Annotated in this window: 1 protein-coding gene; it reads right to left on the bottom strand. The window is 44.4% G+C overall.

Translation table 11 applies throughout. The annotated features are described in order from the left end of the window. Positions 1–118: 118 nt before the first annotated feature. Complete coding sequence (locus H8S80_RS33810) at positions 119–1,936, bottom strand: reverse transcriptase/maturase family protein (protein WP_055650193.1); 1,818 nt, start codon at positions 1,934–1,936, stop codon at positions 119–121. Between the last annotated feature and the right edge of the window lie 590 nt (positions 1,937–2,526).

The raw sequence follows: 2,526 nt of genomic DNA, 5'->3' as shown, positions 1-2,526 counted from the left end.
GTATAGTAGGCTAAGCACCCGGCGCCTTACCGTGTTGCCACGGCAGATTTCCAGATACTCGCCCCCGAACCGTACTTACGCCTCTCGACGTATACGGCTCTCCAATTACCCTCTACCTTTACTTGCCTGTTATGTTTCCATAACATGTATTACAAACAACCAGAGTTTTTCTGTTCATCTGAACCATTTTTCTTTCCCATTCTTTCATACCGGCTAATTCTTTCAGCTTCCTGACATGATGAACTTTTACATTGTCGGTCTGCTGTCCGCATAGTTCACATTTTCCACCCTGTAACCGCTCAATTAAGCCGTTTTTCCGACTATATTTTGCGGCAGGATAAGAGGGGATTTCATCACTGTAATCTAAGCTGACAGTCCGTTTTTGGAAGCTTCCTTTCACGAATGTCGCCCGTTTCTCGTTGCCGGTTTTTGTAGTGTAGCTGACACCAAACACGCCGTTTCGGGTATGCTTGTTAATCGTTTTCCGCAAATTATCACGGTACTTCGCTGCAAACGTCTGGTACATGCTGTATTCCATGATGTAGTAATATTTCTGCAGCTTGCATACGTTGCTTGCCAAACAATAATAATTGTACAGCCCACGAATTTCGGCATTGTAAATGCTTAGGATTTCAATCGGCTCTTTGTTGATGAGGTCTTTCCTCGCCTGCGGTTTCCATATTTCTTTGCCGTCCTGCTGTTTGATTTCCATTGCTCCGCAACTGGTCAGCTTCTTAACCCATTTATTATGTGGCATAAATAGATGAACACGCCCATTAAAGGTTCTTGCCTTCTGTCCGTTGCTTATCTTTTTGTATTCATTGCTTCTGGAAACAGCGATTTCGTAGCCAAGGAACGCCGCTTTTTCGTTTGAGTGTGTAATCAGTGTCTTTTCTTCCGACATATCCAGTCCCAGCTTTTCTTTCAGGTACCGGCTAAAATCAGCCTTGATGGTTTCTGCATCTTCCTTGCTTCCGATTACTCCGCAAATAAAATCATCCGCATACCTGCAATAGAGCAGACGGCGGTAATTGCTGTCCATCGGATTCATAGCTGGAATCTGTTTTGCTTTTTTCATGAGCTCATTTACTTCACATTTGGCTTTTTCTTTTTCATCGGCTGTCATTATTTCCCATAACCCGCGGTACTTTACCCTCAGTTTCGATGCGCCATCACTATAAAAGCGATACTCACTGTTTCTTTCACGTCTTTTACCACGGTTGAATTTCTCTATGTATTCTTCAACATAGGTATCGAATTCGTTAAGGTAGATATTGGCAAGTATTGGACTGATGACCGAGCCTTGCGGAGTGCCGGAATAGGTAGGATTGAATTTCCAGTCTTCTAAGTATCCGGCTTTCAGAAATTTCCATATCAGCGAGATTAGGTATTCGTCCTTTATGCGCCTTCTTAAAATATCCACAAGGATATGGTGGTCGATGGTGTCAAAATAACCTTTGATGTCCCCCTCAATGAACCATTTAACCCCTGTGAAGTTTCTTTGAATCTGGGTCAGTGCCGTGTGACAGCTCCTGTTCGGTCTAAAACCATGCGAATGTTCAGAAAAATTGCTTTCATACACACTTTCGAGAATTAACCTCACAACTTCCTGCACCAGCTTATCGTCAACAGAGGGTATGCCTAACGGACGCCGTTTTCCATTAGATTTTGGGATATAGGCACGTCTCGCAGGGGACGGCTGGTAACTGTGGTTCCGCAGGCTTTCAATCAGCTTGCGAATCCGCTCCATTCCCATTCCGTCTATTGTGGCGCCGTCTGTTCCCTTGGTCAGATTTCCCTCTTTTGCAGAGAGATTTCCGTATGCCAATAGGAAAAACTCCTCGTTGTACAGATTTCGGTACAGGCGTTCAAATTGATAGTTCTCGTTGCCTGCTTTCTCTTGTAGAGTTTTCAATACTTCAATCGGATTTCTCAAATGCCTCACGCACCTTTCTAATATTTTAGTATTGAAGGTAATCTGCTCTGCTTCGCCATGTACAAGGTTTTCCCTTGCCCGGACTACTACCAGAGCTCCGTTGCCATATCGGATATTCAGGGACTAAATCCCATAGCAGAGCGTTCTGCGTTCCAACTTAGGCAATCCCCATTTAGAATAGATAAAACATGGCTTACTGCGTTCTCGGATACGACTTTCGTCATTTTCTGCTTATTGCAGTCGGTCGGTTAAGGGTACTTGTGATTTCCCGACTGGCATAGGAATCCACCTATAACCGTATGGCGTTCATAGTCACTTTCCGCCATAGCCTTCGATTCAACACCTCTGACTATCGTTCAAGCAATCCAGCTTTTATCCTTATACGCAGCTTTTCGTTTCGACATTCATTCGCCACATAGTGACTTGTGGAATTATGCCTTTTCAAACATGCTGTTGTCACCTTATGGGTTTCCCCGCAGGCTGAGTTGATAACGATGGGCAGTCAGTACCTTGCCCACTGCCTTGCCAAAGGCAGATTTTTATCTATCCCACGCTTCACGCATATATGTGAAGCTATATGGGCGCACCCA

Source organism: Hungatella sp. L36 (assembly GCF_014288035.1).
This window is presented reverse-complemented; position numbering and strand designations above follow the sequence as displayed.